At 44.0% G+C, this 6,236-nt stretch carries 6 protein-coding genes; all 6 read left to right on the top strand.

Annotation, left to right across the window (positions count from 1 at the left end; translation table 11 throughout):
• Positions 1-317: 317 nt before the first annotated feature.
• The 6 genes from NO992_RS17540 (at position 318) to betA (ending at position 6,125) form a co-directional block, all read left to right on the top strand.
• A complete protein-coding gene (locus NO992_RS17540; RefSeq protein WP_010376186.1) occupies positions 318-818 on the top strand; it encodes a hypothetical protein in 501 nt (166 codons plus the stop codon).
• Complete coding sequence (locus tag NO992_RS17535; RefSeq protein ID WP_010376185.1) at positions 811-1,023, top strand: helix-turn-helix transcriptional regulator; 213 nt, start codon at positions 811-813, stop codon at positions 1,021-1,023. The genes NO992_RS17540 and NO992_RS17535 overlap by 8 nt, the downstream gene beginning before the upstream one ends.
• A 215-nt stretch (positions 1,024-1,238) precedes the next feature.
• Entirely contained in the window at positions 1,239-2,090 is an 852-nt protein-coding gene (locus tag NO992_RS17530; protein WP_371379380.1) for a substrate-binding periplasmic protein, read from the top strand.
• Between the two features lie 302 nt (positions 2,091-2,392).
• Positions 2,393-2,983, top strand: coding sequence for a transcriptional regulator BetI (gene betI, locus NO992_RS17525; protein ID WP_017216888.1), 591 nt, complete (start codon positions 2,393-2,395; stop codon positions 2,981-2,983).
• Position 2,984: 1 nt separating this feature from the next.
• Positions 2,985-4,448 (top strand): betaine-aldehyde dehydrogenase, encoded by a 1,464-nt coding sequence (gene betB, locus NO992_RS17520; RefSeq protein ID WP_371379376.1) that lies wholly within the window; start codon positions 2,985-2,987, stop codon positions 4,446-4,448.
• 9 nt (positions 4,449-4,457) lie between these two features.
• The gene (gene betA / locus NO992_RS17515; RefSeq protein ID WP_371379373.1) at positions 4,458-6,125 is read left to right on the top strand and encodes a choline dehydrogenase; all 1,668 of its coding nucleotides are present in this window, start codon (positions 4,458-4,460) and stop codon (positions 6,123-6,125) included.
• The last annotated feature ends 111 nt before the right edge of the window (positions 6,126-6,236 follow it).

Below are 6,236 nucleotides of genomic sequence, written 5' to 3'. Positions count from 1 at the left end.
AGATAATTAATGCCTTTCTAGCAGCCAATTTTAGCGCTAACTGCGTTGAATTCACTTCCAATAGCCAGCTATTGGTGCGTAAATTCGCCTTGTTATCCCCAAAACTGTCTGGCTAGATGAGGGTATAATTTAATGTGGGCTTAAAAACAATGAGTTAGCTCATTCCTTATCCAAACCTCAGGTTAACTAACTTCTTATCCCGAATTCAGGTTAGTTATTAAAACTTGACTTAAAGTAAAAAATATTTGACTTGAAGCTGGTCAAAGTTTACGCTTTTAATGTAAAGAATATTTAACCTTGAGTAAAGTGAGGGTAACATGGAAAGCAACAATAAGATTAAAGCGTTTTTAGACTCGTTGAGTTTCCGTGACTTAACGATTGCGATAGAGTTTTTGGTAACAGGTTATATCTTGTTTTTTTATTTAGGCGAAATAACAGCGGCTACAGAGCAGTTACGTCAAGATCCGAGTTGGGTATCAGGACTGTTGTTCAAGGTGATTGTTATTTCTATCGTGACATCTATTGCAGGTCAGCTGCTACTAAGCTTTGTTAGCGATAAAGATATGGATAAGCCGTTAGATGAGCGTGAAAAGTTGATTGCGCTATCTGGGTGTAAACCTGCCTATTGGGTGCTTCAGGTTGGTGTATGTATCTCTATTTTCCAGTATTCTGCCGAAGCGCAAAATTGGTCGCAAGCGCTTCCTTTTGAACTACCATTTGCACCACTTCATATTTTGGTGATTGCATTTTTGCTGGCTGAATTGGTCGGTTATGGAACCCAGCTCGTCAAAGCTCGTTTGGGAGCTGTGTATGGCTGATTTACCAATAAAAAACAAAATCAGAATGCTACGTTTTATGAGCAGTGAAATGACACAAAAAGAGCTTGCAGAGCGAGTGGGTGTCACGAGGCAAACGATTATGGCGATCGAGGCTGCAAAATACTCACCTTCGCTCGAAGTAGCATTTAAGATAGCGCATGTATTTAATGTCTCTATTGAAGAAGTATTCGAATATCAGCCATAAAGTGCCCAAAACAAGCGTGATGTAAAGGGGGTTTACGTCACGCTCTTTTGTTCCTGTGAGCACAGATGCGCTTTTTGATTTAAATAGTTTTATAATTAGGCATTGTGATCTAGGCTTTAGGTAAATATATTGTTACTACTAAAGATAGTGCCTATACGATGAACTGAGTCGTCATGTTATAAGGCCGATTGTCATAGACTTGCTCACGAGGTGTCATGGTTAAGCAGTACATATCAGTGAATAGCTTGATTGGCATGGCTATATTGGTGTGGGGTTTGGTATTTTCTCCTGCCAGTGCAAGCGAATGCAGTAAAACGGTGAATATCGGCGTTGTTGCCGATTGGCCGCCATTAACTGTATTTGATGAGCTTGGACCTTGGGGCCTAGACGTAGACATTGCTGAGATGGTGTTCCAGCATGTTGCCGTGTGTACCACCTATATTCGCCTCCCTTCCAGCGCTCGCACTTTTGAAGAAATGTCAAAAGGAGTGATAGATGTCGCAGTAATGGTTAGCTACACTAAAGATAGAGAAGCATACGGAGATTTCTCTCTGCCCTACCGTTTTGAACGTATGCGATTATTCTCGTTATCACCTTCCACAGCGCTTGCCGATCTCGCTTCATTACTAAAGCAATCGAAAACCATAGGATTAAGCATCGGATCTTACTATGGAGAGGAGCTTGGTAAGCTTAAACAAGATCCCCGCTATAAAGATCAGTTTGTGAGTATTGCCAGTGCGCAGCGGCGGGTTGAAATGTTAATGAAAGCGCGCGTTGATTTTATTGTGGATGATATGATCACGGGGAACTATTTTATCAAAGAGCGAGGACTTGACACTGCACAGGCTTGGCCTTATGTGGTACATGATAACCAAGTACATTTTTTGCTGCGTAAAAATGTTTTTAGTACGAGGCTGAAAGGTAAAATTGATGAAGCGATCATAGCGCTTAAACCTAAGATTGAGTTGTTAGTAGCGAGTTATCAGTCAAACGCTTCTTTTGGGATTTCAACTGTCTCAAATAGATTTCCTAGTTACCAACCGTTACCGCTTTCAAATCCTAACTAGCAAGGATGTTTTGTGCTAACTTAAGCCCCCCTCATTTGCTTAAATTATGATTGTTTTCTAGCCAAACCAAACTTAATCAAATTGTCACATCAAAACGGTAAATTATCGCAAATACCTGCAAAATCTCAGATTTTTTAAAATTTTTTAAGATTTTTTGTAATCCTTTAAAACCCCTTAGCTATCATGGGATTAACCTAGGTACAAACGTCAAAAATTTGGCTTTTTACAAAAAGTCAACCTTGAAGTCTCATCTTTATCACCCTAAGATTTATTTTAATTGAACGGTCAATTAATAAAAAGCTATGCCAAAAGTCGGAATGGAACCTGTTCGTCGTCAGCAGCTAATTGACGCCACTTTAGAGTCAGTTGCCGAGTTAGGATTACAAGCAACCACTATTAATAGTATCAGTAAAAGAGCCGGTCTCTCATCGGGGATTATCAGTCACTATTTTGGTGGGAAACAAGGCTTGATTGAAGCAACCGTGCGCTATCTATTAAACAACTTGAAATACAGTTTGTTGGACAAAACCTTTGGTGGTTGTAGTGCCGAGCAGCGACTCATGTATATCGTAGAAGCTAACTTTGCCATGGTGCAGCAGCAGTCAAATACGACGCGCACCTGGTTGAGTTTCTGGGCGCAGTCTATGCACGATGACGAGCTACACCGACTACAGCGTGTTAACAGTCGCCGTCTGCAGAGTAACTTAGCGACTTCGTTTGCTGCTTTTATGTCGCGAGCACAAGCAAAAGAAGCGGCTGAGCTTGCCGCCGGTATGATTGACGGACTCTGGTTAAGAGCTGTGCTAAGCAAAGCTGACCATCATGCGTTTCATCACAGTGAAACGCTCGCAAAACGCTACATTCAATCACTTATTAAGCAGTTTGGAGGATAATGTGACAGTCCCTGTATATCAAAATTTTATTCATGGCCAGTTCTTGGCAAACCACTCAGGCGAAAAGTTTGCAGTAAAAAATCCAGCAACGGATGAAGTGATCTATGAGGTAGAGGTTGCTGACAGTCATGTTCAGCAAGCTGCGATTGAAAGTGCTAAAGCGGGCTTTGCATTATGGTCAGCGATGGCGCCAATTGAGCGTAGTCGTGTTTTACATAAAGCGGTATCTCTGTTGCGCGAGCGCAATGATGAGCTTGCTAAGATTGAAGTGTTAGATACAGGTAAACCTTGGCAAGAGGCTGAATGTGTAGACATTCAAACTGGCGCTGATGTGATTGAATATTTTGCAGGGTTGGCTCCCGCTCAAGTTGGCTCTCAGCAGCCAGTGGGAGGGGACTTTTTCTATACTCGTAAAGAGCCCTTGGGGATTTGTGCAGGCATTGGCGCGTGGAATTATCCACTGCAAATTGCGTGTTGGAAATCAGGCCCTGCACTTGCCGCTGGTAACGCCCTCATTTTCAAGCCATCGGAAGAAACACCACTAGGCGCGATTAAGCTGGCCGAAATCTTTATTGAAGCCGGTGTCCCTGCGGGCGTATTCAATGTGGTACAAGGTGCCGCTGAGGTGGGCCAATGGCTTACTACCAGCCCTGATATTGAAAAAGTATCGTTCACCGGTGAAGTGGGTACTGGCAAAAAAGTAATGCAAAGTGCGGCAAGCAATTTAAAAGAAGTGACGATGGAGCTAGGCGGCAAATCACCGCTTATCGTCTTTGAAGACGCTGATATCTCTCAAGCGATAAGTGCTGCGATGTTGGGCAACTTCTACACCCAAGGTGAAGTGTGTACCAACTGCACACGCGTATTTGTTCAGCGTAAGGTTTACGACGCCTTTTTGGCTGAGTTAAAGCAGCGTACCGAACAAAATATCATCGCGGGCGATCCGCTCGATCCAAACGTAAATCTTGGCGCTCTAATCTCAAAGCAGCATCACACACTGGTGATGGATTACATTGCAAAAGGCAAAGCTGAAGGCGCAACCGTACTGACCGGTGGTGAGGCACTTAGTCCTGAAACGGCACCAAACGGCTACTTTGTCGCACCGACCGTATTTATCGACTGTCATGATGATATGACCATAGTGAAAGAAGAGATCTTTGGTCCAGTGATGTCGATATTGGTATTTGATGATGAGGATGAAGTCATTCAGCGTGCAAACAACACCCACTTAGGTTTGGCTGCGGGTGTGTTTAGTAAGGATATTCAACGTGCACACCGTGTCATCCACCAGCTAGAGGCTGGGATCTGTTGGATCAATAGTTATGGTAATTCACCCGCTGAAATGCCCGTTGGAGGCTATAAGCAGTCGGGCATTGGCCGCGAAAATGGTATCGAGACGCTAGATCAATATACCCAGACTAAGTCCGTGTATGTTGGTATGAGCGATATTGAAAGTCCATTTTAATCGAGGAGTATGATGACTGATTTTGATTATATTATTGTAGGTGCAGGTTCTGCAGGCTGTGTGCTTGCAAACCGCCTATCGGAAAATCCAGCGCACAAAGTACTATTACTCGAAACTGGCGGTAGTGATAAGAGTATTTTTATTCAGATGCCAACCGCGCTATCTATTCCAATGAATACCGATAAATATGCTTGGCAGTTCCATACCGAGCCCGAGCCGCACTTAGACAATCGCGTTATGCATTGTCCTCGCGGCAAGGTACTTGGTGGTTCATCGTCAATCAATGGCATGGTGTACGTTCGAGGTCATGCTAAAGACTTTGATGAGTGGCAAGACAGTGGTGCACAAGGTTGGGATTATCAGTCTTGTTTGCCTTACTTCAAGCGCGCTGAATCTTGGTATTTAGGCGGCGATGAATACCGTGGTGAGCAAGGTCCGCTTGGCACCAATAATGGTAATGAAATGGCAAACCCGCTCTATCGCGCCTTTATTAGCGCCGGTGAGCAAGCGGGTTATGCGTTTACTAAAGACTATAACGGTGAGCAGCAAGAAGGCTTTGGGCCAATGCATATGACCGTAAAAGGTGGTAAGCGTTGTTCATCAAGTCGCGCCTATTTAGATCCAATTAAACAGCGCAGTAACCTCACCATAGTCACGGGTGCCTTGGTACAACAAGTACTGTTAGATGGCAAAACCGCTACAGGTGTTGAATACAGTGTGAAAGGGAACCTGAAAAAAGCGAATGCAGCGAAGGAAGTGATCCTGAGTGCAGGTTCAATCGGTTCACCGCACTTATTACAATTATCAGGTATTGGTGATAAAGAAGCGTTGACTGCCGCAGGTGTTGAAGTAAAACACCATTTACCAGGGGTTGGCAAAAACCTTCAAGATCACTTGGAGTTTTATTTCCAATACAAGTGTAAGCAGCCTATCACCTTAAACGGCAAGCTGGGGTTAATTTCTAAAGGTTTGATCGGTGCAAGATGGTTACTTGATAAATCAGGTCTTGGCGCGACCAATCACTTTGAATCTTGTGCCTTTATTCGTTCGAAAGCGGGCGTTGAGTGGCCAGATCTTCAGTACCACTTTTTACCTGCAGCCATTCGCTACGATGGTAAAAGTGCCTTTGATGGTCATGGGTTCCAAGTTCATGTCGGCCACAATAAACCAAAGAGCCGTGGTGAAGTAACGATTAAATCAGCAGATCCAACGGTGGCGCCTAAAATACAGTTTAATTATCTGGCAGAACAAGAAGACATTGAAGGCTTTAGGGCTTGTGTCAGGTTGACTCGTGAAATCATTGAGCAAAGTGCGTTTGATGACTTTAGACAGAGCGAGATCCAACCAGGTGAGCATATCCAAACCGATGAAGAAATTGATGCTTTCGTGCGTCAAGCGGTAGAAAGTGCTTATCACCCTTCTTGTTCATGCAAAATGGGTGAGGATGAAATGGCGGTTGTAGACTCGCAAACCCGTGTGCACGGTGTAAAGGGGCTACGCGTTGTGGATTCATCTATTTTCCCGACCATTCCAAACGGTAATCTCAACGCGCCGACTATTATGGTCGCGGAAAAAGCAGCGGATATGATTTTAGGCAACTCGCCACTTGCCGCTGAGGGAGCAAACGTTGCTATGACACAAAACTGGCAACAGGTTCAACGTAGTTCGGAGATCTAGTTTCGCCACTCGTATGGGAAAGTTCGTGCCCCATATGAGACCTGCAGTGGCATGCAGTGCAAATCGTTTGCACTGCATTAATGCGGGAATAATGTAAATAAAAACAACGGA

It is taken from the genome of Pseudoalteromonas sp. DY56-GL79 (assembly GCF_041414765.1).
GTDB classification, from domain to species: Bacteria; Pseudomonadota; Gammaproteobacteria; order Enterobacterales; family Alteromonadaceae; genus Pseudoalteromonas; species Pseudoalteromonas piscicida.
This window is presented reverse-complemented; position numbering and strand designations above follow the sequence as displayed.